This window comes from Catellatospora paridis (assembly GCF_009720365.1).
GTDB lineage: Bacteria > Actinomycetota > Actinomycetes > Mycobacteriales > Micromonosporaceae > Catellatospora > Catellatospora paridis.
In genome coordinates this window covers 36,013-61,618 of the sequence record NZ_ML769322.1, presented here as the reverse complement: position 1 = coordinate 61,618, position 25,606 = coordinate 36,013, and the positions used below count along the sequence as shown (strand labels likewise).

Below are 25,606 nucleotides of genomic sequence, written 5' to 3'. Positions count from 1 at the left end.
CCGGGGGGCGGGTGTTGTTCCCCGCCCTTCCGCCAACAAACTGGCGGTGGGGCCGGCCCGCGCGCCCCCCCCCAAGACTCTTTTCGGTCGTCGGCCGTTATCGAGGGTCGTCCTGTTTGGCGGTGGCCTTGCTGCGCGGGCCGGGCAGGAGTTTGCCGCCGTGGCGCTTGCGGAGCAGGTTGGTCAGGTACATGAGGGCCAGCGCGAGCACGCCCATGTCGTCGAGGTATATCGGGTCGGGCAGCAGGTCCACGGGCAGGATGGTGTAGATCAGGGCACCCCAGAAGGCGACCTTGCCTCCCGTGCCCAGCTCACCGAGCATCCGTTTGGTGACGAACAGGCGCTTGCCCAGTTTGATCGCACCGATCAGCGTGACGATGCCGACGATCGCCACAGCGACGCCGATGATGATCCAGGTTTCCCGATCCACGCACGTGTTCTACCCCGTCGCGGGGTGGTTAATCCAGTGTGTTCATTCGGCGGCGCGCAGGGCGAGGGCGAGGAACTCGTCACGGCCGCCGCGGAACAGGAAGTCCGAGCTCTGCGTGAAGGCCAGCGCGGTGACGTCGCGGTACGGGTCGTTGCACCATACGGTGCCGTAGCCGCCGTCCCAGCCGTACCTGCCGGGGATCGCCGAGACGTCGTCGGGCTTGGTCGCGACCGCCATGCCGTATCCCCAGCCCTGCGGCTCCAGCAGCATGCCCGCGGTGCCCTGCTGGTAGGCGGTGAGCTGGTTGGTCGTCATCGCGGTGACCGACTCCGCTGACAGCAGCGCGCGGCCCTCGTGCCCACCCCCGGCGGCCAGCATCCGGGCGAAGCGCAGGGTGTCGTCCACGGTGGACAGGAGCCCGCCGGCGCCGGACGGGAACACAGGCGGGCGGGCCCAGTCCGCCGGCGGCGTCGCCGTCTGCCGGATCGGCTCGCCGGTGGTGAAGTCGGCCAGGTAGTGCGGCGGGATGCGGTCGACGTCGGCGGTGTGGAAGCCGGTGTCGGCCATGCCGAGCGGAGCGAACAGCCGGGTGCGCAGCACGTCGGCCAGCGGCGCGTCGGCGGCCCGGGAGACCAGTACGCCGAGCACGAGCGCTGCGGCGTTGTACTGCCAGCGCTCGCCGGGCTGGTACATCAGCGGCAGGGTGCCGAACGCCTTGATCCACTCGTCGGGCGGGTACGGTGTGCGCGGGTCGGGCTCGGCCAGCACCAGGCGCAGCTCCCGGGCGGCAGCGACGATCGGGAACGGCGGGTCGTAGTGCGGCTCGGTCAGGATGCCGAAGCCCATCCGGAACGTCAGCAGGTTCTCGACGGTGATCGGCCGGCGCGCGGGCACGGTGTCGTCGAGCGGGCCGTCGATCCTGGCCAGCACGCGGCGGTCGGCCAGTTCCGGCAGCAGCCGGTCGACCGGTTCGGCGAGGTCGAGCAGGCCCTCCTCGACCAGCATCAGGGTGACCGCGGCCAGCATCGGCTTGGTGATCGAGCCGATGCGGAACAGGGTGTCGCGCCGCATCGGCGTCGCGCCGTCGAAGTCGAAGGCACCGATGGTCTCGACGTGCGCCTGGTCGCCGCGGGTTACCGCCAGGACGAGGCCCGGCAGTTCGCCCGCGGCGACGCGAGCGGTCATGGCGTCGTGCAGCCGCCGCAGACCGGAGGCCGACAGTGCATCGCTCATCACCACAGCGTGCCGCAAACCGGGCGCGGGCGCACGCCGGCCGGGCCGGGATCGTGGTGGGACCGGCCGGGCGTGGACATATCCCGTGAGACGGCCACGCCCGGTCCCGGGCTCAGTAGACGAACGGCCACCCCGCGCTGTCCCAGCCCAGCAGGTTGATGCCCAGCCGCGCGGCGCCGTTGTCCGCGTAGTAGTGGTAGAACAGCACGTCCTGGCCGTTGTCGGCGAGCACGGCCTGATGGCCCGGCCCGTGGGTCGAGCCGTGGCCGGCCAGGATCTGCGTGCCGCCGCCGGAGGTCAGGGCGATGCCGTTGCGGTCGGTGAACGGCCCGGTCGGCGTGGCGGACCGGCCGACCATGATGCGGTAGGTGCTGGCCGCGCCGCGGCAGCACAGGTCGAACGACACGAACAGGTAGTAGAAGCCGCCGCGACGGTAGACGAACGGGGCCTCGACCGCGCCCGAAGCGGTCTGCCGCTGGGCCAGCGCGCGCACCGCGCTGTCGGTGGTGGACCGCCTGCCCGTGGCCGGGTCGAGGCGGATCGACTTGATGCCCGTCCAGAAGGAGCCGAAGGTGAGCCACCACTGGCCGGCGCCGTCGACGAACAGGTTCGGGTCGATGGCGTTGTAGTTCACCGCGCCGCTGCTCTCGATGACCAGGCCCTGGTGCGTCCAGCTGCCCGCTGCGCCGGTGGGGCTGGTGGCGAGGAAGATCGCTGAGCGTTGCGAGCCGAAGGTGGAGGCGGAGTAGTACAGCAGGAACCGGCCGTCGTGGTAGGAGATGTCCGGTGCCCACAGGTTGGCCCCGCCGCCGGTGTACGCACTCGTCCAGGGTGCGCCGCCGGGCCACACGACTCCCGCGTCACGCCAGTTGACCCGGTCGGTCGACGTCTTGAGCGGCAGGTTGTTGCCGGTGGCCGCCAGCAGGTACGTGCCGTTGGGGGCGCGCACCACGGCCGGGTCGTGCGCACCGGTGGAGCCGGTGACGCGGCCCGGGTTCGGGTAGGACGGCGGTGGGGTGGTCGGCGCGGCGGCGGGCAGCGCCGTGGCGGGGGCTGCGGACGCCGCGTCGCGGGCCGCGGCCTGGGCAGCGGTGACGGTCGTGGCGAGCGCGGCGGTGGCGAGCACGGCGACGGCTGCGCCGAGGGCGGCGAGCCGGGATGGCGGGTGGGGCATGGCTGACTCCGATCGCGAAACGGGACGGGGGCGCGTACGCGACGATCGGGGGTCACGGCACGCGGCATTTCCGCTGGTATGGCCTGCCGGGGCCTGCCGGCGGTGAAGGGGGTCGGTGCGGCTGGTCGCTCCCGGAAGGATGTTATCGGTCACATCCGTTGGTGTCGATCGATACGGCCCGGATCACCCGATCGGACCATGCTTGCCCGGATCGCCGTTTCCCTGCGTGGTCGGTGGGGCATGGGCCAGCTGACCCCGAAACCCCTCGTTCCGCTGGAAAGGAAGAAGCCCATGGACTTCGGAGAGGTGCTGACCGACGCGCTGCGCTCGGTCGCGCTGTTCCTGCCCAAGGCGCTGGCCTTCGTGGCGATCCTGCTCGTCGGCTGGCTCGTCGCGCGAGGCATCCGCATGCTCGCCGACAAGGGCCTCGAACGGGTCCGGTTCGATCAGCTCGCGGCCCGCGGCGGCGTGACCGCCGCGCTGGCCCGCGGCGGCGTCGACCCGTCCGACCTGGTGGCGCGGCTGGCCTACTACGCGGTGCTGCTGTTCACGCTGCAGCTCGCGTTCGGGATCTGGGGGCCCAACCCGGTCTCCGACCTGATCAACGCGGTGGTGTCGTGGCTGCCCAAGGCGTTCGTCGCGATCGTCATCGTGGTGGTGGCCGCGGCCATCGCCTCCTGGGTCAAGGACCTGGTGACGGGTGCGCTGGGCGGGCTGTCGTACGGCCGCTTCCTGGCCACGACCGCGTCGGTGTTCATCATCGGCCTCGGCGTGATCGCGGCCCTCAACCAGATCGGCGTCGCCACCACGGTGACCATGCCGATCCTGATCGCGGTGCTGGCGACCGTCGCCGGCATCCTGATCGTGGGCGTCGGCGGCGGCCTGGTCCGCCCCATGCAGTCGCGCTGGGACACCTGGCTGGACCGGGCGGGCGAGGAGTCGAGCCGGGTCGCCGAGCACGCCCGCGCGTACGCCGCCGGGCAGGCCGACGCGACCCAGGTGCTCGCGGACCGGTCCGCCGGCACGGTGTACCCGTCGCAGCGCACCGCGCCGGATGACGCCGGCCTGTATCCGTCGCAGGGCGCCGGGCCGGCGGAGCCGGACCTGTACCCGCAGGAGCGGGAGCCGCTGGTGCCGGGGTTCGACAGCGATCAGACCCAGCCGCTGCCGGACGCTCCGAACCGCCCGACGCCCCGCCGGCGCTGACCGCCGACCGGCCGATGGGCGCGACCTGACCGGTCGTGCCCATCGGCGGGTGTCGACCGGCTGTCCCTCCGGCGGGTGGAGCCGGTCGGGCAGCGTTGTCCTCTGTTCGGTCATAACGGACGTCAGGTCGCATTCAAGGCCCCGATGCTGTCCTAATCTCGCGGCATGGACCGTGGCCCCACCAGCCCAGACCAAGCCCGCCAGGTGCTCGCGCGCTACGCCCGCGTCGTCGGCGACGCCGGCCGTGCCGCCGCCGCGGCCGACCCGGGCGTGCTGGCGATCCTCGACCAGGCGACGGCGAGCGTGGGCGACGCGCTCGACCCCGAGCGGCGGCCGCCCCTGGTGGAGCTCGCCTGCTACGCCGACGGGCTCACCGACAAGGCGACCGCGCTGGGCTGGAACCTGCCCGACGTCACCACCCTGGACTGGCGGCGCGCCGACCAGATCACCTGGCGGCTGGTGGCGGTGTGCGAGCTCGCCGCGGCGGTGCTCGGCAGGGACGTAACCGCTGGCTGAGCAGGGCATATGTGGCGACGTAGGCAGTGTTTGCCTGCTGTTCGCCTGATCTTGGCGCGATTCGCGCGGGGCGTTCCCGGTCGCGGGCTTGCATGTCGAGGGTAGACATGAAGGCCCATCGAAAGGCAGCTATCCGTGCACACCCCTCTCTCCCGCCGTAACCTGCTGCGTGCCGGTACCCTCACCGGCCTCGGCATCGCGTTCGCCGGCAGCATCCAGGCGGTAGCCGGTCCCGCCTACGCCCACCCCACCGTGCCCGGCTACGGCCCGCTCGTGCCGGACCCGGCGGGCATCCTGTCCCTGCCGGAGGGCTTCTCCTACCGGATCGTCGCCGAGGCCGGCAAGACCCTGCTGGCGACCGGTGAGCCCACCCCGGGAGACCCCGACGGCACCGCCTGCTTCGGCACCCGCCGCGGGTTCACCTTGGTCAACAACCACGAGATCGGCGGCGACGAGCCGCACCGGGTCCCGGCCCGTCCCGGCTTCACGTTCGACCCGGGCGCGGGCGGCGGCACCACCAACATCGAGGTCGACCACCACGGCGACCGGGTTCGCCAGTACGTCAGCCTGGCCGGCACGCACAACAACTGCGCCGGCGGCATCACCCCCTGGGGCACCTGGCTGACCTGCGAGGAGACCGAGCAGCGCAAGGGCGGCGTGTTCCAGCAGGACCACGGCTGGGTGTTCGAGGTCGACCCGTTCGATCAGGAGGCCAACCTCGACCCGGTGCCGCTGAAGTTCCTCGGCCGGTACGCGCACGAGGCCGTCGCCGTCGACCCGAAGACCGACGAGATCTACCTGACCGAGGACGCCAGTGGCCCCAACGGGCTCTACTTCCGCTGGGTCCCGCCGAAGGGCTTCAAGGGCCGTGACGGCGCGCTGCGCAAGCTCGCCCTCAGCGAGGGCGGCGACACCGCCGGCCACCTGCAGGCACTCAAGGCCACGCTGGACGGCCTGCACATCACGGACCTGTCCGCGGCCACCGAACCCGGCACCAAGTACAAGGTGAGCTGGGTGGACGTGCCGGACCGGCTGGCCGCCACGGTCTCGGTGCGCAAGCAGTTCACCAACGACCAGGTCACCCGCGCCCGCAAGCTGGAAGGCCAGTGGTACGGCGACGGCGGCGTGTACTTCGTCTCCAGCTACGCCCGCACCAGCGACGGCAGCGTGCACGAGCACGACGGCCAGGTGTGGTTCTACGACCCGAGGCGCGAGACGATCGAACTCAAGACCATCTTCGGGGTGAACCCGGACCCGAAGGCCGAGGGCCACTACGACGGTCCGGACAACATCACCGTCTCGCCGTACGGCGGCATCATCCTCGCCGAGGACGGCGAGGGCCTGTCGCACCTGGTCGGCGTCAGCGACAAGGGGGTCACCTACCCGCTGGCCCGCAACGAGATCAGCGACAGCGAGTTCACCGGCCCGACGTTCAGCCAGGACGGCCGGATCCTGTTCGCCGGCATCCAGGCCGACGGCCTGGTCGTCGCGATCACCGGCCCGTGGGGCCGCCGGGGCCGCGACCACGGCCACGGCCACTGACCCCTCCCCAGCCGCGCCCGCTCCGGATGTGCCACCGGGGCGGGCGCACCCGTGTTCGGCGAACCCGGCCTTGCCGCGCCGGCGGTCGCGGTGCGGTCGGATACGTTGGCAGCGGATCTTCGGGAGAGGTGTGGGCGATGACATTGGTGGCAGTGACCGGCGGCAGCGGCAAGCTGGGCCGGGCGGTGGTGCGCGACCTGCTCGACAACGGATACGACGTGGTGAACCTGGACGTGGCCCCGCCGCGCGAGCAGCTGTGCCCGTACACCCGGATCGACTTCACCGACTACGGCCAGGCGGTGGAGGCGTTCAGCGCGATCGACAGCCGGTACGCGAAGGTGGACGCGGTGGTGCACCTGGCGGCGATCCCCGGGCCGGGGGTGACCGGCAACGCGGCGACGTTCGCCAACAACATCACGGTCAGCTACAACGTGTTCGCCGCGGCGCGGGCGGCGGGCGTGCGCAACGTGGTGTGGGCGTCCAGTGAGACGGTGCTCGGGCTGCCGTTCGACACCCCGCCGCCGTACCTGCCGGTGGACGAGGAGTACGCGGGGCGGCCGGAGACGGCGTACTCCCTGGCCAAGCACCTTGACGAGCAGATGGCGGCACAGTTCTGCCGGTGGGACCCGCAGCTGAAGATGATCGGGCTGCGCTTCTCGAACGTGATGGAGCCCGGCGACTACGCGAAGTTCGCCTCGTGGCAGGACGATCCGCGGGCGCGCATGTGGAACCTGTGGTCCTACATCGACTGCCGCGACGGCGCGCAGGCGGTGCGCCGCGCCCTGGAATACCCCCAGCCCGGCCTGGAGGTCTTCATCATCGCCAACGCCGACACCGTGATGCACCGCGAGACGGCGGACCTGGCCGCCGAGGTCTTCCCCGACCTGCCCTGGCAGCGCCCCGTCTCCGGCAACGAGACCCTGCTCTCCATCGACAAGGCCCGCCGCCTCCTCGGCTACGACCCCACCCACGGCTGGCGCTGACCCACCCACGACAGCAGGCCCGCACCTGTCCGGTGCGGGCCCGCTGCGTATTCAGTGGTCGATCATGAAGTTATGGCGGGGACACGCCGGTGAACCGTGCCATAAGTTCATGATCGACCGGCTAGGGGAGGGTCCAGATCTGGTTGCCGGAGGCGGCGCAGGTCCAGATCTGGAGGCGGGTGCCGTCGGCGGTGCCGAGGTCCTTGGCGTCGAGGCACTTGGCGGACGCGGGGTTGCGGAGGTTGCCGTTGGACTGGGGTTGCCAGACCTGGGCGCCGGAACCGTTGCAGTCCCAGAGCTGGATCAGGGCGCCATTGGCGGTGGAGGCGCTGGTCACGTCCATGCACTTGCCGAGGGCGCGGACGGTGCCGTCGGTGCCGATGGTCCAGGTCTGGGCGTTGGTGCCGTTGCAGGTGTAGAGCTGGATCGCGGCGCCGTTGGCGGTGCTGGCGGCGGCGACGTCGACACACTTGCCCGAGGCCTGGCCGACGATCCGGCCGGTGCGGCCGCCCGGGGGCGGCGACGACGGCGGCGTGGTGCCGCCGATGGCGACCTCGTAGATCGCGCTGACCAGCGACCTGGAGTCGTTCTTGTCCTGGGACAGCTCCCAGTTCATGATGCCGCCGGCGTTGGCCTTGGCCCACGCGGTCTTGCTGCGGATGGTCGGCAGGCCGTTGTAGCACTGCTGCACCCCGCCGACCGTGGTGCAGTCGCGGTTGGCGTTGGCCGGGTCCATGTCGACGAGCTGGCTGTACGTGTAGTACGTCGGGCGGCTGTAGAACGGCACGCCCAGCACGGCCTTGCTCGCGGGCAGGCCGCGGGACTTCCACGAGTTGACCGCGTTGATCGACCAGTTGTAGTTGGCGTGCGGGCTGCCGCCGTCGTACGCCATGATGTTCAGCCAGTCGACGGCGCTGAAGACCGCGGGCTGCACGAAGTTGGCGGTGCTGCCCTCGGACACCACGGCGGCGGTGAGCAGCTTGCCGCGGGTATGCATGGCGGTGCTGAGCTGGTTCATCAGCGCCGTGAAGTTGTTGCTCTCGGCGGTGGTGTCCGGGTATTCCCAGTCGATGTCGACGCCGTCGAGGTTGTACTGGTTGACGAGATTCACCAGGTTGTTGACGAACGCGGTGCGGGCCGTGGCGTTGGCGGCCAGGTCCTCGAAGGCCTGGTCGTTGCCGTCGTTCCAGCCGCCGACGGCGATGGAGACCTTGGTGTTGTTGGCGTGGCCCAGTGAGACCAGCGAGGACAGCTTGGACGGGTTGTCCAGGCCCTGCAGGCTGCCGTTGGAGTTCGGCAGGATGAAGGCGTAGTTGATATGCGTCAGCTTGCTGTACTGGACGGCGTTGACGTCGCCTGCCCACGAGGGCATGTAGCCCACGCTCTTGAAGCCGTTGGGCAGCACGACCGCCTGGGCCGTCGCCGGGGCCAGCGCGACGGCGATGCCGACGGCCGCGGTGGCCAGGGCGATGCCGGCCGCGGCCCAGCGGGCTCGGCGGGATGTGGGGGTGTCGGACATGGGGATCCCTTCGGTGTCCGGTGCCGTGGCGGCGCATCGTCACGGCACATCGACTGACCGGCTGGCGGGTGCGCCCCTCCCCGGCGCGGCCTGGGGGCAGGCGGCGGCCGGGGGCACGCGACGGTCCGGTCGGGTGCGGTTTCGGACGAGGAAGCGGCTCGCTCCGAGTGGTGCGGATGGAGTTTAGTAAACTTAACTATCTAATGCAATGAATGACAGTCGAGCGCTTGGCGGGAGCGTCGGTGGCGGGTGTTAATCTCCCTCGTCCCAGACCCGATGCGGCCCGGCGGAGGCAGCGCATGACGATCGGCTCCCACATCACGACGTTCGCCGGCCGACCTGTCGCGGAATACCCCGCCGACCTGGGCGAGGCTTCCCGCGCCGGCACCGCGTGGCGGCTGGAGGACCCGGACTACGAGGGCGGCGACGAGTTCCTGGCGCGGCTGGACGCGCTGGCCGCCGAGGACTGGGTGGACCGGGTCGGCGCGCTGATCATCGGCAACTGGGGCAGCGCCTACGAGAGCGCCCCGCCGATCGGCCGCATCGCCGAGGTGCTGCCGCGGTTCACCGGCCTGACGGCGCTGTTCCTGGGTGAGATGACGTTCGACGAGTGCGAGATCTCCTGGATCCAGCACACCGACGTCACCCCGCTGCTGGAGGCGCTGCCGCGGCTGGAGGTGCTGACCGTGCGCGGCGCGACGGATCTGAGCCTCAAACCGGTGCGGCACACGTCGCTGCGCGAGCTGACCATCGAGTCCGGCGGCCTGCCCGCCGACGTGGTGCGCGCCGTCGCCGAGTGCGACCTGCCCGCGCTGACCCACCTGGAGCTGTGGCTCGGCACCGAGAACTACGGCGGCGACGCCGACGTCGACGACCTCGCCCCGATCCTGGCGGGCACCCGGCTGCCCGCGCTGACCTCGCTGGGCCTGCGCGACGCCGAGATCGCCGACCTGGTCGCGGTGGCGCTGGCGGGCGCGCCGGTCGTGGCCCGGCTGCGGGAGCTGGACCTGTCCCTGGGCATGCTCAGCGACGAGGGCGCGGCCGCGCTGCTGGCCGGCCAGCCGCTCACCCACCTGCGCAAACTGGACCTGCACCACCACTTCATCGGCGCGGCGGTGCTGGAGCGGCTCACCGCCGAACTCGGCGCGGCCGGTGTGGAGCTGGACGTCTCCGGGGCCGACGAGCGCGACTGGGCCGACCGCTACATCGCGGTGTCCGAGTAGATGCACGTCACCGTCGTCGGCAATCCCGGCAGCCGCCGCGTCACCCTGTTCGCGGCGGCGGCGGTGCGCGCCGGGCTGGCCGAACCCGAGATCGTGTCCTGGCGGGACGTGCTGTCCGGCGTCCCGCTGCGGTTGCGCCCCGGCACCGCCGTGCGCGTCGAGTCCCCGGGCGAGGACGCCGAGGTGGACCGGTTGCTGCGCGGTGCCGCCGTGGCGGCCGAGCCGGGCGAGATCGTCGGCGGGCGGGCCTGGTACGCGGGCTTCGCCGCAGCCCTGGACCGGATCGCCGCCGCCGCCCGTGACCAGGGCGCGCACCTGCTCGCCGACCCGGCCGAGATCCTGGTGATGTTCGACAAGGCGGCCTGCCACGCCCGGCTGCTCGCGGCCGGGATCCCCGTTCCGGCGGCGCTGCCCGGTGCCCCGGCGGACTGGGCGCAGCTGCGGTCGTGGCTGGACGAGGCGGGCTGGCGGCGGGTGTTCGTCAAGCCGTGCCACGGCTCGTCGGCGTCCGGGGTGATCGCGCTGCAGCTCGGCAGCGGCGGCCGGATCCTGGCCACCACCTCGGTCGAGCTGTCCGGCGAACGGCTGTTCAACTCGCTGCGGGTGCGGCACTACCGCGACGAGCGCGATGTCGCCGCGATCGTGGACCAGTTGGCTCCGGACGGGCTGCAGGTGCAGCGCTGGCTGCCCAAGGCCGGTCTGGACGGTCGTGTCGTGGATCTGCGCGTGGTGACCGTGGCAGGCGAGCCGTCGCATGTGGTGGTGCGCGGCAGCCGCTCGCCGATGACGAACCTGCACCTGGGCGGCGTACGCGGCGACCTGCGCGCGCTGCGGGCCGCCGCCGGACGGCACTACGCCGAAGGCCTGGCGACCTGCCGAGCCGTGGCCGCCTGCTTCCCCGGCAGCCTGCACACCGGTGTCGACCTGATGTTCGCGGCGGGCTGGCGCTCGCACGCCGTCGCCGAGGTCAACGCCTTCGGCGACCTGCTCCCGGGCCTGCACGTCGACGGCCGTGACACCTACGACGCCGAGGTCGCGGCCCTGCTCGCCTGCGAACGCACCGGAGCCCCGGCGTGAGCGTCGACATGGCGTCCATGGTCGGGACGTATGACATCGCGCTGGTCACGGTCGACACGTTGCGATACGACGTCGCCGCGGCGGAGGCGGCGGCCGGGCGCACGCCGAACGCGGCGCGGGTGCTGCCCGGCGGGCAGTGGGAGGCACGGCACACCCCGGCGAGCTTCACGTACGCGGCGCACCACGCGTTCTTCGCGGGGTTCCTGCCGACGCCGGTGACGCCGGGACCGCATGAGCGGCTGTTCGCGGCGCGCTTTCCCGGCAGCGAGACCACCGCCGAAGGCACCTGGGTCTTCGACGCGCCCGACCTGGTCACCGGGCTGGCCCGAGCCGGCTACCACACGCTGTGCCTGGGCGGCGTCGGCTTCTTCAACCGGCTCTCGCCGCTGGGCAGCGTGCTGCCGGACCTGTTCGCCGAGGACCACTGGCGGCCCGAGTTCGGGGTGACCGAACCGGACTCGCTGGGACACCAGCTCGACCAGCTCGAAGTGAGCGTGGTCGCCGCACCCGCGGCCCGGCCGCTGTTCACGTTCCTCAACATCTCGGCCCTGCACCAGCCCAACCGGCACTACCTGCCCGGCGCGGCGCAGGACGGCCCGGACAGCCACGCGGCCGCGCTGCGGTATGTCGACACCCTGCTGCCGCGCCTGTTCACGCTGCTCACCTGGCGTCGGCGGCCGTGCTTCGTCGTGCTCTGCGCCGACCACGGCACCGCGTACGGCGAGGACGGGCACCAGGGGCACCGGGTCGGGCACGACGTGGTGTGGACGGTGCCGTACGCCGAGTTCACGCTGTCGCCCGGGGAGTGGTGACGGTGCTGGACGGTTCGCCGTACCAGGGTTACCTGTACGCGTACCCGCACAAGACGGCATACCAGCCGCTGCGCCCGCGTCCGGCGCTGCGCGACGTGTGGGCCGGGCAGCCGCGCGACGCCCTGTTCCTGTACCTGCACATCCCGTTCTGCGAGATGCGGTGCGGTTTCTGCAACCTGTTCACCCGCGCCCAGCCGCCCGCCGAGCAGGTCGGCGCGTACCTGCGGCAGCTGCGGGTGCAGGCCGAGCAGGTCTCGGCGGCGCTCGGCCCGGCCCGCTACGCGCGCGCCGCGATCGGCGGCGGCACCCCCACCCACCTGACCGCCGACGAGCTGGCCGAGCTGTTCGCGATCACCACCGGTGTGCTCGGCCTGGACCCGGCCGCGGCGCAGCTGTCCGTGGAGACCTCGCCCGCCACGGCGACCCCGGACCGGCTGGCGGTGCTCGCCGCGCACGGCACCCACCGGGTCAGCATGGGCGTGCAGAGCTTCCTCGACGCCGAGGCCCACGCAGCCGGGCGGCCGCAGCGCCGCGCCGAGGTCGACCGGGCCCTGACCGAGCTGCGCGACGCGGCGTTCCCGCTACTCAACGTCGACCTGATCTACGGCATCCCGGGCCAGACCCGCGACACCTGGACCTACTCGCTGCGCGAGGCGCTGACCTGGCAACCCGAGGAGATCTACCTCTACCCGCTGTACGTGCGCCCGCTGACCGGCCTGGGCCGCCGGGAGGGCGTGCTGCCGCCGTTCGGCCCGGCCGCCGCCGTGCGGGATCACGACCTGCCGCCAGAGCTGGCTCCCGTGCCGGATCGCGACGCGCCCTGGGACGCCCAGCGCCTCGACCTCTACCGGCACGGCCGCGACCTGCTGCGCGAGGCCGGTTACCGGCAGCTGTCCATGCGCCAGTTCCGCCGCGCCGACGTGCCCGACCCCGACGGCGCCGACTACTGCTGCCAGGACGACGGCATGGTCGGCGTCGGCTGCGGGGCCCGGTCCTACACCGCCGACCTGCACTACTCGTTCGACTACGCGGTCAGCGTGCGCGAGGTGCGCGCCATCATCGACGACTACCTGTCCCGGCCCGCGGCCGACTTCGCGTACGCCGAGTTCGGGTTCGCGCTGGACGGGGGCGAGCAGCGGCTGCGCTGGCTGGTTAAGTCGCTGCTGCGGGCCGAGGGCGTCGACCTGCCCGGCTACACGAAGCGGTTCGCGTCCACGGTGGACGAAGACTTTCCACACCTGGCCGAGCTGGCCGTGCGCGGCTGGGCGGTCGGTGACGGCGACCGGCTGGCGCTGACCGAAGAGGGCCTGGCGCACGGCGACGCGATCGGGCCGTGGCTGGTGTCGGGGCCGGTGCGGGCGGCGATGGCGCGGGCGGTGCTGCGGTGAACCTGCTGCTGCTGTATCGCGGCCCGCTCGCCAGCTGCAACTACGACTGCCCGTACTGCCCGTTCGCGAAGCGGCGCGACAGCCGGGCGCAGCTGACCGCCGACCGGGCCGCCCTGGCCCGGTTCACCGACTGGGTGACCGCCAACCCCGCCGGCGACACGCTGTCGGTGCTGTTCACGCCGTGGGGAGAGGGCCTGACCCGATCCTGGTATCGCGACGCGCTGGTGCGGTTGTCGCACCTGCCGCATGTCGCCAAGGTCGCCATCCAGACCAACCTGGCCGGACGGCTGGGCTGGCTGGCCGACGCCGACCCGGCCCGGCTCGCGTTGTGGGCCACCTACCATCCGGGCCAGGTCAGCCGCGAACGTTTCCTCGCCGCCTGCGCCACGCTGCGCGGGCACGGGATCCGGCACTCGGTCGGCATGGTGGGATTGCCGGAGCACCACGCCGAGGCGGTCGCGCTGCGGGCCGAGCTGCCGGAGGCGACGTATCTGTGGATCAACGCCGCCGACGGGCACTCCTACGACGCGCCCGCCGAGGCGGCGTGGACGGCGATCGACCCGCTGTTCGGCTACAGCGTGCGCCCGCACGTCTCCGCCGGGCACGAGTGCGGCGCGGGCGAGACGTCGCTGTCGGTGCTCGGCGACGGCACGGTGCGGCGCTGCCACTTCCTGCCCGAGCCGCTGGGCAACCTCTACGACGGCAGCTACCGCACCGCGCTGCGGCCACGCCCGTGCGGCAAGCCAACCTGCGACTGCCACATCGGGTACGTGCACCTCAAGCGCCTCGGCCTGCACCAGGTCTTCGCCGGCGGGGTGCCCGAACGCATCCCCGCCGGGCCCCCGCCGACCTGGGGCGTGCCGCCGTCTGTGCTCAGGTCTGCTGCTCCGGCCGGTACTCCCGCGAGGTGAGCCCGAACGACCAGGCCACGCCCTGCCGGGCGGTCTGCGTGTCCGGCGGCACGCGCAGGAAGTAGGTCCGGAAGCTGCCGTCGGGTTCGGCGGTGGCGTTGACCACCTCCACCATCACCAGCGGCTCGTCGCCGGGCAGCTCGACCCGCCACAGCTTGCCGAAGGTGTCGGACTGCGTCTCGACCGCCCCGGACTCGCGCAGGTAGCGGTCGAATCCGAAGTGCTCCAGCATCACCCGGCGCATCTCGGCGTTGGACTCACGGCGGATCCGCTCGACGGTCAGCGTCGGCAGCTCGGCGGCGATCTCCGCGGGCATCGGCATGCCGCTCCACGCGTGCAGGCCGAACCCGTCCGGGTAGGACAGCGCCGGGCCGTCGCCATGGTGCAGCCGGCCCAGGTTGTCCCGGTGCACCGCGCGCGGGCGCTCGGTCAGGATCGCGACGTGCTCGAACGCCCACCACCAGCCCGCGCTGCCCGCCACCCTGGCCAGGCCGTCCACGTCAGGGTGGCTGTCGAACGCGCCCAGCCACGCCGCATCGTGCTGGCCGTAGACCACGTCGAGCAGCGCGTCCTGCTGCGCCTGGGCGAACTCGCCGCTGCCGGTGCGGAACTGCTCCGTCAGCCTGGTGCGCAGCGGCGTCGCGAGCTGGTCCACGAGTTGCTGCCAGGGCCGCCGGGCGGTGGCGGCCCAGTGCCGGGCGAAGCCGACCGCGCCGCGCTGCTCGGCCAGCGCGGCCCGCGCCTGTGCCCAGGGCCTGGTGCGCACCTGCGGGCGCACGCTGCGGCCGAGCTGAAGGTCGCCGGGCCGCACGCCCTGCGCGGCCAGTGCCTCGCGGACCTCCGGATCGTCCGCGAGGCCCGTGCGCAGCATCGCCACGGCCGTCGCGCCCGCCGCGGGCGAGCCCAGCCACAGCATCCGCTGCGGCGCGGGCAGTCCCGCCAGGGCGTACGCGATCCGCACGCCCGCCTCGGCGCCCGCGCGGTCGGCTGGTTCGGTGCTCAGGCCGGTCGCCATCCAGCGCTCGGCCCGCGCGGCCAGGGCCATGTCCTCGTTCCTGCGGGCCTCGCGCCGGTTCGGCCGCTGGTCGCCGCTCGCGGCCGGGGCCTGCGTGGTCGCCGTCATCTCCGTGCTCCCGTCCATGCCGCGCTCAGTCCGCGACCGGGCGGATCGCGCCGGGGAAGTACTCGCGCTGGCGGACCACCCGGTAGGCCCCGGCGGTCAGCGAGATCGGCCCGTGCTCCTCGTGCACGAGGCGGCCGTAGCCCTCGATCAGCAGGAACAGCCGGCCCGGGTCGTCGGGCGGGCACAGCATCGCCACGCGCTCGCCGGTCACCACGTGCGCGTGCCCGGTCGCCTCGCCCAGCGCCAGCACCATCCGGTTGCGCCGGTCCCGCGGCGCGGGCATCAGATCCGGCGGCAACTCCTCCCGCGCGATCGGGACCACCAGCACATCACCCTGCCGAAACATCGCCACACTCCACAGCCGACCGTCGTGTCGCGGGCGACGCTAGCGGGCGGGTACGACACCGCCTTCGGCGCCGAACAGCTCCTCCAGCACCACGGCCACGCCGTCGTCGTCGTTGCCGGCGGTGACCCGGTCGGCCCCGGCGAGGGCCTGCGGGTGGGCGTTGGCGACGGCGACACCGGTGCCCGCCCAGCGCAGCACCGGTACGTCGTTGGGCATGTCCCCGAACGCGATCACCTGCTCGGCGGCCACGCCCCAGCTCGCGCACAGCCGGGCCAGCGTGTCCGCCTTGGACACCGCCGCGGCGCTGATCTCCAGCATGCCCCGGCCGCCGGAGTAGGTGACCGTCACGTCCGGCACGAGCGCCTGCAGCCGGGCCATCAGCTCGTCGGTGACCGGGGCGGGTGACCAGACCAGCAGCTTCACGCAGCTCTCCGCCTCGGCCCACAGCGCGGCCAGGCTCGCTACCGTCACCCGGACGATGTTGCGCGAGCTGACGTGGTCGAAGCCGGGGCCGATCAGCGCGCGGTGCCCGGTCTCCACCGCGAACCCCACGCCGTCCAGCGCCGGGGCGAGCACGGCCGCGACGCGTTCGGCCACCTCCAGCGGCAGCGGGCCGACGATGCTGATCTCGCCGGTGGCCAGGTCGTACGTGACCGCCCCGTTGGAGCACACCGCGACTCCCGTGATGCCCGCTGCCACCGCGAGCTCGTGGACCTCCCGCGGCGGCCGCGCGGTGCAGATGACGACCCGCGCACCGGCCGCGGTGGCCCGGCGCAGGGCGGCCGACGTGCGGGCCGAGACGGTGCCGTCCGAGCGGAGCAGGGTGCCGTCAAGGTCGACGGCGACGACGCGGATCACCGCAAGAGGCTACCGCCCACCCTCGTGCCCGCCGCCGACGGACGGGTCCGGATCCGACAGCAGCGCGGTCCGTCCAGGGCCTGGCGCGCGTGGCCGTTCGTGGGAGACTCGGGGCATGTCGATGTCCGGGCTGCGCATGGTCGTGTTCCTGTGCGCCGGTGTGGCCAGTGCGGCGATCGGACTGCTCGCCCTGGTCACGAGCGTAGGGGTCGCCTATTACACGATCTTCGGGATGGTGCTCGGCTGCGCCGGCGCGGTGCTGGCCTGGCTCGGGCTGGCCGACCTGCGCCCCGGCCCGATCGTGTGGGCCGCGGTGGCGGTGCTGGCAGTGGCCGGTCTGCTGGCGAGTCTGCTGGTGGTACGCGAGGACATCTGCTGCATGTTCGGCTACCACCGCGGGCTCGGTTACCCCTGGGGGTGGCTGGACAGCGGGGCCGACGCCGCGACCCTGGACGAGATCGAGGAGATCGCCGCCGCCCCCGAGCGCCTGCCGCTGCACCTCGATCCGTTGAAGCTGCTGCTCGACGCCCTGTTCTGGACCCAGGCCGCGGTCCTGGCGGTGATCCCCGCGGTGCTGGTGCTGCGCGGGGCCCGGCCCGACCGCCCGGATGACCATGAGGTTGTGCCGCCGACACGCCGTCGAGCCGTGCCATAGGTTCATGATCACCCGGGTGGGTGGGGCAGGGTCACCAGTCGGAGTTGGCGGCGCCCAGGCCGAGGCGGATCTGGTCGAACTGGTTGCCGTCGTTGTCGTCGGTGAAGGTGAGGGCGATCTCGCCCCAGGGCGAGACGGCCACGGCGGGTTGTTCCTGGCGGCCGGCGGTGACGTCGGTGTAGAACTGGGCGGGCAGGCGACCGGCGGTGGTGCCGTCGGGGTTGAAGCCGCGGGCCCAGACGTCGAGGCCGTTGGCGGGGATCGACCAGCCGACGACCACGTTGGCCTGGTCGTCGATGCCGGTGGTGGGCGCGGTCGCGCCCGGTTGCGGGGACACCTCGACGTCGGCGTGGCGCGGTGCGCCGGCCGACGTGAACGAGCGGGTCCAGACCGTCGGGGCCGCGGTGTGGTCGGACTCCCAGGCGACGGTGAACTCGCCCGTCATGTTGGCCGCCACGGACGCGTTGCGCTGCTGGCCGTCGGCGGTGGCGTTGGCGGTGCGCCGGGACAGGGTCACCGCGCCGTTGGCCTTGGCCAGCCGCACCAGGCCGATGTTGTCGAAGCCGTTGCCGTCGCCGTCCTCGTTCCACACGATGGTCGCGTCGCCGGCGGCGGACACCGCGACGTCGGGCCGGTGGTGTGCGCCGGTGGTCTGGCTCGCGGTCACCTCGTACGCCTTGGTGGTGACGTTGGTGAACCCCGCGGCCTTGACCGTGGCCGGGTTCGGGTCCTGGATGTCCTCCCAGACCACGGTGAACGCCACCGCGCTGGGGCTGCCCGGCGTGCCGTCGGGGTCGACCGCGACCGCGGGCTGGATCTGCTGGCCGGTGGCGGAGGCGTTGGCGTTGCCGGAGCCCAGCACCGTGCCGGTCGGGGAGACCACCCGGTAGGGGATGTTGTAGAAGCCGTTGCCGTCCGGGTCGTCGGCCCAGACCACCACGGCGTTGCCCTTGTCGTCGAGGCCGACGTCGGGCGACAGGTGCCGCCAGGCGGTGCCGGCCGTGCCGCCCGCGGAGAGCTTCAGCTCGTACACGGCGACGCCGTCGCGGAACAGGCGCAGGAAGATCTCGGAGTGGGCCGCGTCCTCCGGGCCGGTGCTGTCGCGGTCGTCCTCCCAGACCACGGCGACGTGGCCGGAGCGGTTCGCGGCCACGGCCGAGACGTCCTGGTCACCGGTGGCGGTGCTGTTGGCGGTGGTCCAGGTGACCGAGGTGGGCGTCAACGCGGCCGCGGCGCGCACAGCGGAGGCGGGCACGGCCGAGGGCGCGGCGACCCTGCCGGGGGGCGCGGCGGCTGCCGCCGGGGTGGCGGCGGCGACGGCGGCCAGTGCCGCAGTCGCGGACAGGGCCAGGGTGGTGAGGGACTTCATCAAGAGCCTTCCGTGAAACCCCCGGCTTTGGCCGGGGGATGAGGTGGAACACCTGCGGAGCAGGTCAGGGATAGCCGATCCGCCGTCAGGGCGGATGGGCGTCGGGTTAGGCGTCGCGCTGGTGCTCGGCATACCTGTTTACGATCTCCTGTGTTGCGCCGCCGACGGTGGCGACGAAGCACGAGTTGGTCCACAGGGTCGGCATTCGGGACTTGGGGTGCGGGAAATCGGTGCGCAGCAGGCGCGACAATCGGCTCTTGATCTGCTCGACCAGCCGGTGGATGCCGTACCTGAGGTTGCAGGTGACCAGCAGGTGCACGTGGTCGGGCTGGGTCTCCACAGCTTTGGCATATATGGTGATCGACGTGTTCGAGACGGTGCGCTACACCTACCGTTTGCGGCCCGGCCGCACGGCAGAGGCGGCACTGCTCGACGAGTGGGGCCGCTGCCGGTGGCTGTGGAACGAAGCGGTCCACCAGCAGAGGACCGGCCGCAAGCCGACGTTCGTCAGACTGTCGAAGTTGCTGACCGAGGCCCGGGGTCGTAACGCCTGGCTGCGGGCCGGTTCCCAGGTCGCCCAGCAGCAGAGCCTGCGTACCTATGCCATCGCTCTGGACCACTCGTTCAAGGTCAAGGGACGGGGTCGGCCGAAGGTCAAGCGTCTCAAGGACGCGCGGGCGAGCCTGGAGTACACCACCCGGGGCTTTCGGATCAAGGCCGGGGTCCTGTGCCTTCCCGGCAGGGTCACCGTTCCGGTCGTCTGGTCCAGGGATCTGCCGTCCGAGCCGACCAGCGTCCGCGTCTACCGGGACAACCTCGGGCACTGGTACGCCTCGTTCGTGGTCCGCCGCGGCCGTGCCGACGCCACCGAAGCGGACCTGCCTGCCATCGGCGTGGACTGGGGCGTGAAGACCACCGCCGTGACCACCGACCCCGCCTTTGACCTGCCGTACCTCGGGCACCGCAAGCGCTGCGCCGCCGAACGTGGCAAGGCTCAGCGCAAGATGGCTCGCCGTCGCCGGGCGAAGGGGCAGGTCCCGTCGAAGGGCTACCTGAGGGCCAAGCGGCTGGCCGCCCGGATCGAGAAGAAAGCTGCCCGGCAGAACACCCACGACGCCCGTGTCTGGGCCAAGAGTGTCACCGACCGCCACGCCCTGATCGCCGTCGAGGACTTCAAGCCGAAGTTCCTGGCCAAGACCCGGATGGCCCGTAAGGCCGCCGATGCCGCGATCGGCGCGTGCAAACGAGAACTGATCGACCGTGGTACGCGGGCGGGCCGGAAGGTGGTGCTGGTGCCGCCCGCGTACACCACGATGACCTGTTCCGAGTGCGGCGCGAGAGCCAAGCTCCGCCTCGGCTTGGGTGTCCGCATCTTCGAGTGCGCGGCCTGCGGGTATATCGCCGACCGCGATCTCAACGCCGCGAGGACGATCCTCGCCACGGCTGAGCGCAACCGTGCCAGTGCCGACGACATCAGACATGCGATCGCCTCCTTCCGGGACGGTGGATCGGATGCGGTCCGAGCTGGGAATCCCCCGGATTCATCCGTGGGGAGCCGTTAAGTGGATCTCCTAGACCTGCTGGAGGCCGGGCAGGCCGTCCTGGATGACATACGAGCGCAGCGTGGACACCGCGGCCCCGTGCTCGGTGACCGCGCCGACCGCGCGGAAGTCGGCCCGCACCTGGGCCTGGCTGATGGTGGTGCGCACGTAGCCGCGCCGGTCGGAGTAGAACTTCAGGTGCGGGTTGGTGGCGGCGTTCGGGACGGTCGTGGTGGTGCTGCCGTCACCGCCGGAGCTGATCGAGGTGCAGACCAGCTCGGTGCCGATGGTCGCCGAGTTCGGGTTGGCGTAGTCGGCCTTGAGCTCGTTGGCCCAGGACTTGTGCACGTCACCGGTGAGCACCAGCGGGTTGCGCACGGCGCGGTCGCGCCAGCCCTGCTGGATGCGGGCGCGCGAACCCCGGTAGCCGTCCCAGGAGTCCATGCTGGCGGCCCCGGCCGCGTCGAACTGGCGGGCGAAGAACACCTGCTGGCCGAGGATGTCCCAGGTGCCGTAGTGCTGGGCGAGGCCGTCGAGCAGCCACGCCTCCTGCGCCGGGCCGGTGAGGCTGCGGGCGGGCAGGTCGGCGTCGGCGCACACCTTCCAGCCGTCGCCGCAGGCCTGGTCGTCACGGAACTGGCGGGTGTCGAGCATGTGGAAGGTGGCCAGTCGGCCCCAGCGGATGCGCCGGTACAGCGGGATGCTGTTGCCGTTGGGCAGGGAGGCCGGGCGCAGCGGCAGGTTCTCGTAGTAGGCCTTGTACGCGGCGGTGCGGCGCGCGGTCCACTGGGCGGCGGTCAGCGCGGGGGAGCTGTCGGCGCGCACGTTGGTGGCGTAGTTGTTCTCGACCTCGTGGTCGTCGGGCACCACCAGCCAGGTGCGGCGGCGTGCGCGGCCTGCAGGTCGGGATCGGACTTGTACAGGGCGTACCGGCGGCGGTAGTCGGCCAGCGAGACGATCTCGGCGCCCACGTGCTCGCGCACCGAGCCGGCCGTCGCGCCGCCCTCGTAGATGTAGTCGCCCAGGTGCAGCACCAGGCCGGGGTTGTCCTCGGCCAGGCGGCGGTAGGCGGTGAAGTAGCCGGCCTGCCAGTTCGAGCAGGACGCGAACGCCATCACCAGGTCGCGGCCGAACGTGGTCGGCGCCGGGGCGGTGCGGGTGCGCCCGACCGGCGAGATGTGGCCCTGCGCCCGGAAGCGGTAGTAGTAGTCCGCGTCGGCGGCCAGCCCGCCCGCGATCACGTGCACCGAGTGCGCGTCGGCGTAGCGGGCGGTGACCTGGCCGGAGGCGACCAGCGTGCTGAACGAGCTGCTGGTGGAGACCTGCCAGTCGACGACGACGTCGGCGTTGGCCATGCCGCCCTGCCCGTCGGCGTTGAGCGGGGTCGGGGCCAGGCGGGTCCACAGCACGACGCTGTCGGACTCGGGGTCGCCCGAGGCCACGCCGAGCTTGAACGGGTACGGGGCGGCGGCGAAGGCGCTCACGCCGCTCAGGGCGGTTCCCGCTATCGCGAGTCCGCCGAGGACGAACGTACGGCGATGGAGTGATCTCATGCGCCGGACATTCACGGACGATGATGAACGTGATCCGTTGTGCCGTTGAATGGCGGATTACGGGCGGCCGTCACTCCGTCGTGTCATGTCGTCATGTCCGACCGTTCTGCGAGGATGCAGCGTGGACCGGCGCGACCCGGGCGAACCATGACGATCAAGGAGGATTCAAATGGCTTCCCGACTCAACCCGTACATCAGCTTCAACGGCAACGCCCGTGAGGCGATGGAGTTCTACCAGGGCATTCTCGGCGGCAACCTGACGATGAGCACGTTCGGCGAGTTCGGCGACAAGGACGCGCCATACGCCGACCAGATCATGCACGCGATGCTGGAGTCCGACGCCGGCTACACGCTGATGGCCTCGGACACCCCGCCCGGCATGGCCTACCACCCCGGCGACAACATCACGGTCAGCCTCAGCGGCGACGACGGCGACAGGCTGCGCGGCTACTGGGAGAAGCTGGCCGCGGGCGGCACCGTGGGCGTGCCGCTGGAGAAGCAGATGTGGGGCGACGAGTTCGGCGCCCTGAAGGACCGCTTCGGCATCAACTGGATGGTCAACATCGCGGGTTCCTGAACCCCCTTCCGCGGCGCCCCGCAACGACGCAGGCCGACCAGGCGGGCTCGCCGGGTCGGCCTGCGTCGTGTGCAGGTCAGCTGGTCTCGCCCGCGACCGAGAACGAGCGCAGCCGCTGCGTGGCCAGCCAGGTGCCCAGCACCGTGAAGACGACCGTCATGACGGCCGCGACGGCCGTCGAGACCGTGGTCGTGAACAGCTGCGACCCGGACAGCTCGGCGGCGAACTTGATGACGAAATGCTGCACCGACACGGTGCGGGTGCCCGCCACCAGGTTGCTCAGCAGGCCCTCCCAGATCACCACGTAGAGCAGGCCGACCAGCACCGGCCGCCGGGTCACCACGCTCAGCGCCAGGAACAGCGCGCTGTACGCGATCGCACCGGCCACGCAGGCCAGCGCGAATCCGAGCCCGAGCTCGGCGCCGCCGATCATGGTGGCCGCGACGAACATCGGCACCGCGATCGTCACCGCGCTCACCGTCGCGGCCACCACCAGCTTGGCCAGGATGATCCGGCTGCGCGGGATGGGCTTGGTGAGGATGTGCACCACGGTGCCGTCGTCGATCTCCGAGCCGAGCACGCCGGTGCCGACGATCAGTGACACCAGCGGCAGGATCACGGCGACCCCGAGGCCGATCAGGACACCGTCGATGAGATCTGCGGCCGGGGCGTCGAAGCCGAGCCCGACCGCGGTGACGCCGATCAGGATGATCGGCATGGGGAGCAGCAGCCAGGACCGGCGGCGGCCGAGCAGGCCCCGGGTGGTGATCCAGGCAATGGTCATGTTCATCGCGGTGCTCCCTATGCCGAGACCAGGTAGGAGAAGACGCTTTCCAGCGACTCGTCCGAGGGGATGAGCTGGCGCACCCGCACACCCTCGTCCAGGGCGATGCGCGGCAGCGCCCTGGTGAACGTGCCGTAGTCGCCGGCGTGCACGGTCAGGCCGTCCTTGCCCAGCGTCACGCCGGCCACCGAGTCCGAGGCCATCAGCGCGACGGCGAGCCGCCGGTCGTCGCTGGAGCGGATCGCGAACACGTGCGGGCGGTGCGTCATCAGGCGGCGGATGGTCCGGTAGTCGCCGGATGCGGCCAGTCGGCCCGCGACGATCACCTGCACGGTGCCGGAGACCTGCTCGACCTCCTCCAGGATGTGCGAGCTGAACAGCACCGTGCGGCCCTGCGCGCCGAGCCGGTGCAGCAGGTCCATCATGTGCATGCGCTGGCGCGGGTCCATGCCGTTGAACGGCTCGTCGAGCAGCAGCACCGCCGGGTCGTGCACCAGCGCCGCGGCCACCCGCATCCGCTGGCGCATGCCCTTGGAGTACGTGTCCATCCGGCGGTCCTGCGCGTCGGCCATCTCGACCAGCTCGATCGCGCGCCGGGTCGCCGCGTCGGCGTCGGGCAGCCCGTGCAGCTTGGCGCTGGCCCGGACGAACTCCTTGCCGGACAGGAAGCCGTACACCGCCTCGCGCTCGTTGACCAGGCCGAGCTTGCGGTAGATCGCCGGGTTGCGCCAGGTGGCGTCGCCGTCGATCAGCACCTCGCCGCGCGACGGGGCGAGGAAGCCCGCCATCATGTGCAGCAGGGTGGTCTTGCCGGCGCCGTTCGGGCCGAGCAGGCCGGTCACGCCCGGCCCGAGGGTCATCGTCACGTCGTTGACGGCGACGACGTTGCCGTACCAGCGGGACACCCCGCGCAGGTCGAGGTCGCTCACAGGGCTGCCTTTCGTTCGCGGCTTGCGGTGCTCCACTTCGTTGCGCTCCTCGCGCTCACAGGGAAACCTTCCGGTAGCGCAGCACGAGCAGCGAGGTGCAGCCGGCCACGAGCAGCAACGTCACCAGGCCGTACACCGGCCCGTACGGCCCCACGTCGAACGAGGTGCCGAACAGCCACTGGCGGACGCCCTCGGGCAGCAGGAACGGGCTGAACATCGGCGCGATCTGGGACATCGCCCGGCCCTCGCCCAGCGCGATCAGCAGGCCGACGACCGGCGAGGTGACCATGAAGACGACCACGATCGCACCCGCGGCGAACGCGCGCCGGCTGGCGATCGAGGCGATCAGCACCGCGAGGCTGGCGAAGACCATCGCGTACACCGCGGAGATGAGCCAGCCGCCGAGCAGCCCGCGGGCCTCGGCGCCGACGCCGGACGCGTCCGCCGCGGTGAACGCCGAGCCCAGGAAGATCAGCGTCTGCGGCCCGGCCAGCAGCAGCCACACCGCCACGATCAGCGCGGCGAGCTTGGCCAGCGCGTAGTCCGAGCGCCGGATCGGGCGCGAGAAGTACAGCGGCAGGGTCTGGTTGCGCAGGTCCCGGGAGACGAGTTCCGGCGCGACGACGGCGAGGAACACCATCGCCACCACGCTGATCGTCGCGGGCAGATCCTGGTAGCTCAGCACCATCTCCCCGGTCTGCGCCTTGATCGCGACCACAATGACGGCCAGCGCGGAGACCATGCCGATCACGATCCACGGGAAGATCTTGGCCTTGGCGCTGCGGCCGAGCCCGAACGAGATGCGCAGGCCGTGCTCGAACAGCGAGCGGGCGGCGTAACCGCGGCCCAGTCGGGTGCCGGTGTAGCGCTGGTAGCCGATGTCGTGGATGACGCTCTGGTCAGACATGGCTCACCTCCAGGGACGGGGTCGGGGTGGCGGTGGAGAACAGCTCGGCCACCCGGTGGCGGCGCTGGTCGAGGCGGTGCAGCGGCAGGTCCAGTTCCGCGACGGTACGCAGGACCAGGTCGTAGGTGGCTTCCTCGGTCAGCGGCACGAGCAGCATGCGGCCCTCCGCAGTGGCGGTCAGCCCCCGCTGCGCCAGCGCCGCCGACAGCTCCGCGGTCCCCTCGGCGACCTCGATGGCCAGCACGTCGGTGCCGGTGGTCATCGCGTCGATCCGGTCGGCGCGCAGCAGCCGGCCGCCCTCGATGGCGATCAGCGAGTCGCAGATCCGCTCGATCTCGCCGAGCAGGTGCGAGCAGACCACCACGGAGATGCCGAACTCGGTGCCGATGCGGTGGATCAGCGTCAGCATCGCGTCGCGCCCGGCCGGGTCCAGGCCGTTGGTGGGCTCGTCGAGCAGCAGCAGGTCCGGGTCGTGCACCAGCGCCTGGGCCAGCTTCACGCGCTGCTTCATGCCGGTGGAGTAGCCGCCGATCTGGCGGTAGCGCTCCTCGTACAGTCCGACGTGGCGCAGCGCCTCGGAGGCGCGCTCGCGGGCGACGGTGCGCGGCAGGCCGGTCATCCGGCCCATGTGCGTGACGAACTCCGCGGCGATCATGTCCGGCGGCAGGCAGTCGTGCTCGGGCATGTAGCCGACGCGGGCGCGCACCTGCCCGCCGGCGGTGGTCGGGTCGAGGCCGAGCACCTCCGCCCGGCCGCTGGTCGGCGTCAGCAGCCCGAGCAGGGTTTTTATCATCGTGGACTTGCCGGCGCCGTTGGCGCCGACCAGGCCGATGATGCCCGGCTCGACGGACAGGGTCAGGTCGGACAGGGCGGTCACCCCGCCCGGATATGTCTTGGTCAGCGACTGGGTCGCGATGAGGGCCACGCCGTCAACCTAGACCCCGTGCCAC

24 protein-coding genes and 2 pseudogenes are annotated in these 25,606 nt (G+C 72.0%); 12 read left to right on the top strand and 14 right to left on the bottom strand.

The features are described 5' to 3' along the window. Positions 1–97 precede the first annotated feature (97 nt). The 3 genes from F9C41_RS25145 to F9C41_RS25135 form a co-directional block, all read right to left on the bottom strand. Positions 98–430 (bottom strand): DUF1232 domain-containing protein, encoded by a 333-nt coding sequence (locus tag F9C41_RS25145; RefSeq protein ID WP_155389309.1) that lies wholly within the window; start codon positions 428–430, stop codon positions 98–100. A gap of 42 nt (positions 431–472) precedes the next feature. After that, positions 473–1,663 carry a serine hydrolase domain-containing protein gene (locus tag F9C41_RS25140; protein ID WP_155389308.1) on the bottom strand — a complete coding sequence of 397 codons (1,191 nt, stop codon included), beginning with the start codon at positions 1,661–1,663 and terminating at the stop codon, positions 473–475. A 112-nt stretch (positions 1,664–1,775) separates the two neighbouring features. After that, positions 1,776–2,837 carry an arabinan endo-1,5-alpha-L-arabinosidase gene (locus F9C41_RS25135; RefSeq protein WP_155389307.1) on the bottom strand — a complete coding sequence of 354 codons (1,062 nt, stop codon included), beginning with the start codon at positions 2,835–2,837 and terminating at the stop codon, positions 1,776–1,778. A gap of 291 nt (positions 2,838–3,128) precedes the next feature. Here F9C41_RS25135 and F9C41_RS25130 point away from each other — a divergent pair, with 291 nt between their 5' ends. From F9C41_RS25130 to F9C41_RS25115, 4 genes are all read left to right on the top strand, one after another. Then, the gene (locus tag F9C41_RS25130; protein WP_230689998.1) at positions 3,129–4,043 is read left to right on the top strand and encodes a mechanosensitive ion channel family protein; all 915 of its coding nucleotides are present in this window, start codon (positions 3,129–3,131) and stop codon (positions 4,041–4,043) included. Between the two features lie 165 nt (positions 4,044–4,208). Then, positions 4,209–4,559: a DUF6401 family natural product biosynthesis protein gene (locus tag F9C41_RS25125; RefSeq protein ID WP_147432701.1), complete on the top strand. Its 351-nt coding sequence runs from the start codon at positions 4,209–4,211 to the stop codon at positions 4,557–4,559. A gap of 135 nt (positions 4,560–4,694) precedes the next feature. Further along, positions 4,695–6,101, top strand: coding sequence for an alkaline phosphatase PhoX (locus F9C41_RS25120; RefSeq protein WP_230689997.1), 1,407 nt, complete (start codon positions 4,695–4,697; stop codon positions 6,099–6,101). Between the two features lie 137 nt (positions 6,102–6,238). Next, positions 6,239–7,084 carry an NAD-dependent epimerase/dehydratase family protein gene (locus F9C41_RS25115; RefSeq protein ID WP_155389305.1) on the top strand — a complete coding sequence of 282 codons (846 nt, stop codon included), beginning with the start codon at positions 6,239–6,241 and terminating at the stop codon, positions 7,082–7,084. A 121-nt stretch (positions 7,085–7,205) separates the two neighbouring features. On the opposite strand, the gene F9C41_RS25110 is transcribed toward F9C41_RS25115, so the two are convergent. Next, entirely contained in the window at positions 7,206–8,603 is a 1,398-nt protein-coding gene (locus tag F9C41_RS25110) for a glycosyl hydrolase family 18 protein (protein WP_155389304.1), read from the bottom strand. A 299-nt stretch (positions 8,604–8,902) separates the two neighbouring features. Between F9C41_RS25110 and F9C41_RS25105 the strand changes: the two genes are divergently transcribed. From F9C41_RS25105 to F9C41_RS25085, 5 genes are read left to right on the top strand one after another with little or no spacing between them, the layout of a single operon-like run. After that, entirely contained in the window at positions 8,903–9,826 is a 924-nt protein-coding gene (locus tag F9C41_RS25105) for an STM4015 family protein (protein ID WP_155389303.1), read from the top strand. After that, positions 9,827–10,903, top strand: a complete 1,077-nt coding sequence (locus tag F9C41_RS25100; RefSeq protein WP_155389302.1) for an STM4014 family protein — start codon at positions 9,827–9,829, stop codon at positions 10,901–10,903. Then, complete coding sequence (locus F9C41_RS25095) at positions 10,900–11,715, top strand: STM4013/SEN3800 family hydrolase (RefSeq protein WP_230689996.1); 816 nt, start codon at positions 10,900–10,902, stop codon at positions 11,713–11,715. The genes F9C41_RS25100 and F9C41_RS25095 overlap by 4 nt, the downstream gene beginning before the upstream one ends. Further along, positions 11,712–13,103: an STM4012 family radical SAM protein gene (locus F9C41_RS25090; protein ID WP_230689995.1), complete on the top strand. Its 1,392-nt coding sequence runs from the start codon at positions 11,712–11,714 to the stop codon at positions 13,101–13,103. Before F9C41_RS25095 ends, F9C41_RS25090 begins: the two co-directional genes overlap by 4 nt. Then, positions 13,100–14,014 carry an STM4011 family radical SAM protein gene (locus F9C41_RS25085; RefSeq protein WP_155389300.1) on the top strand — a complete coding sequence of 305 codons (915 nt, stop codon included), beginning with the start codon at positions 13,100–13,102 and terminating at the stop codon, positions 14,012–14,014. The genes F9C41_RS25090 and F9C41_RS25085 overlap by 4 nt, the downstream gene beginning before the upstream one ends. Here the strand turns inward: F9C41_RS25085 and F9C41_RS25080 are convergent. Genes F9C41_RS25080 through F9C41_RS25070 form a run of 3 tightly spaced genes read right to left on the bottom strand, consistent with a single transcriptional unit; the run spans position 13,977 to position 16,341 of the window. Beyond that, positions 13,977–15,155, bottom strand: coding sequence for a DUF6745 domain-containing protein (locus F9C41_RS25080; RefSeq protein WP_230689994.1), 1,179 nt, complete (start codon positions 15,153–15,155; stop codon positions 13,977–13,979). The genes F9C41_RS25085 and F9C41_RS25080 overlap by 38 nt on opposite strands. A gap of 7 nt (positions 15,156–15,162) precedes the next feature. After that, positions 15,163–15,483 (bottom strand): hypothetical protein, encoded by a 321-nt coding sequence (locus tag F9C41_RS25075; RefSeq protein WP_155389299.1) that lies wholly within the window; start codon positions 15,481–15,483, stop codon positions 15,163–15,165. A 39-nt stretch (positions 15,484–15,522) separates the two neighbouring features. Next, on the bottom strand, positions 15,523–16,341 hold the full coding sequence (locus F9C41_RS25070; protein WP_196279934.1) for an HAD family hydrolase: 819 nt from the start codon (positions 16,339–16,341) through the stop codon (positions 15,523–15,525). Positions 16,342–16,456: 115 nt separating this feature from the next. Here F9C41_RS25070 and F9C41_RS25065 point away from each other — a divergent pair, with 115 nt between their 5' ends. After that, positions 16,457–16,996: a hypothetical protein gene (locus F9C41_RS25065; protein ID WP_155389298.1), complete on the top strand. Its 540-nt coding sequence runs from the start codon at positions 16,457–16,459 to the stop codon at positions 16,994–16,996. 31 nt (positions 16,997–17,027) lie between these two features. Here the strand turns inward: F9C41_RS25065 and F9C41_RS25060 are convergent, their stop codons facing one another. Together F9C41_RS25060 and tnpA are read right to left on the bottom strand one after the other, a co-directional pair. Next, positions 17,028–18,365, bottom strand: a complete 1,338-nt coding sequence (locus F9C41_RS25060) for a hypothetical protein (protein WP_155389297.1) — start codon at positions 18,363–18,365, stop codon at positions 17,028–17,030. A gap of 106 nt (positions 18,366–18,471) precedes the next feature. Next, a pseudogene (tnpA, locus tag F9C41_RS25055) lies at positions 18,472–18,705 on the bottom strand (IS200/IS605 family transposase); the annotation flags it as partial. Between the two features lie 13 nt (positions 18,706–18,718). Here tnpA and F9C41_RS25050 point away from each other — a divergent pair. Then, the gene (locus F9C41_RS25050) at positions 18,719–19,927 is read left to right on the top strand and encodes an RNA-guided endonuclease InsQ/TnpB family protein (protein ID WP_155389295.1); all 1,209 of its coding nucleotides are present in this window, start codon (positions 18,719–18,721) and stop codon (positions 19,925–19,927) included. A 9-nt stretch (positions 19,928–19,936) separates the two neighbouring features. Here the strand turns inward: F9C41_RS25050 and F9C41_RS25045 are convergent. Continuing rightward, positions 19,937–21,459, bottom strand: a pseudogene (locus tag F9C41_RS25045) (alkaline phosphatase D family protein). 169 nt (positions 21,460–21,628) lie between these two features. On the opposite strand from F9C41_RS25045, the gene F9C41_RS25040 reads away from it, so the two are divergent. Next, positions 21,629–22,036, top strand: coding sequence for a VOC family protein (locus F9C41_RS25040; RefSeq protein ID WP_155389294.1), 408 nt, complete (start codon positions 21,629–21,631; stop codon positions 22,034–22,036). Between the two features lie 76 nt (positions 22,037–22,112). Here F9C41_RS25040 and F9C41_RS25035 read toward each other — a convergent pair whose 3' ends face one another. The 4 genes from F9C41_RS25035 to F9C41_RS25020 are packed head-to-tail and all read right to left on the bottom strand — an operon-like array spanning position 22,113 to position 25,581. Beyond that, entirely contained in the window at positions 22,113–22,826 is a 714-nt protein-coding gene (locus tag F9C41_RS25035) for an ABC transporter permease (protein WP_155389293.1), read from the bottom strand. Between the two features lie 11 nt (positions 22,827–22,837). Next, the gene (locus tag F9C41_RS25030; protein ID WP_196279932.1) at positions 22,838–23,749 is read right to left on the bottom strand and encodes an ABC transporter ATP-binding protein; all 912 of its coding nucleotides are present in this window, start codon (positions 23,747–23,749) and stop codon (positions 22,838–22,840) included. Positions 23,750–23,804: 55 nt separating this feature from the next. Then, positions 23,805–24,656, bottom strand: coding sequence for an ABC transporter permease (locus F9C41_RS25025; protein WP_155389291.1), 852 nt, complete (start codon positions 24,654–24,656; stop codon positions 23,805–23,807). Further along, complete coding sequence (locus F9C41_RS25020; RefSeq protein ID WP_155389290.1) at positions 24,649–25,581, bottom strand: ABC transporter ATP-binding protein; 933 nt, start codon at positions 25,579–25,581, stop codon at positions 24,649–24,651. The genes F9C41_RS25025 and F9C41_RS25020 overlap by 8 nt, the downstream gene beginning before the upstream one ends. Positions 25,582–25,606 lie beyond the last annotated feature (25 nt).